1 protein-coding gene is annotated in these 424 nt (G+C 56.6%); it reads right to left on the reverse strand.

Going from position 1 to position 424, the window contains the following annotated elements; translation table 11 throughout:
- Positions 1-424, reverse strand: a 424-nt coding sequence (locus FL311_RS44805; protein ID WP_194869659.1) for a hypothetical protein, incomplete at both ends; no start/stop codon positions are given.

The following is a 424-nucleotide window of genomic DNA, read 5'->3' on the forward strand; positions in this document are numbered from 1 at the left end:
CCGGTTCACGACCCTGAATCCACGTGCCTCCATCTGACGATGCCCGATGAGCACGAGGTCCTCGACACCTGCCGGGTACCTCCATCTCCTCTCGCGGTCGAACCTGCGAATCGCGTCGATATACTCGTTCACATGGTTCATGTCGCGGTGATAGCCGATCATGACACGAAGGGGCGCATAGCCAAACATGAGCTTCCAGAAGTCCTCCATGAAGGCATCGAGGTGCCAGACGTTCTCATGCTCCAAGATTATTTCTGGCTGAGCGTAATCCCCCTCAAAATCGTGATACATCGTGAAGTCAAAGAGAAACTCACGGGCCAAGCCCGTTTCCTTGGTGGCTAACTTCCAATTTCCCGGAGCGCACCTGCCGACACTCGCGCAGACGCCGAGGTCGAGCCCCTTCGCCGCCTCAAACAGTTTCGAC

It is taken from the genome of Myxococcus sp. AB025B (assembly GCF_006518215.1).
In the GTDB taxonomy this organism is placed as follows: domain Bacteria; phylum Myxococcota; class Myxococcia; order Myxococcales; family Myxococcaceae; genus Myxococcus; species Myxococcus fulvus.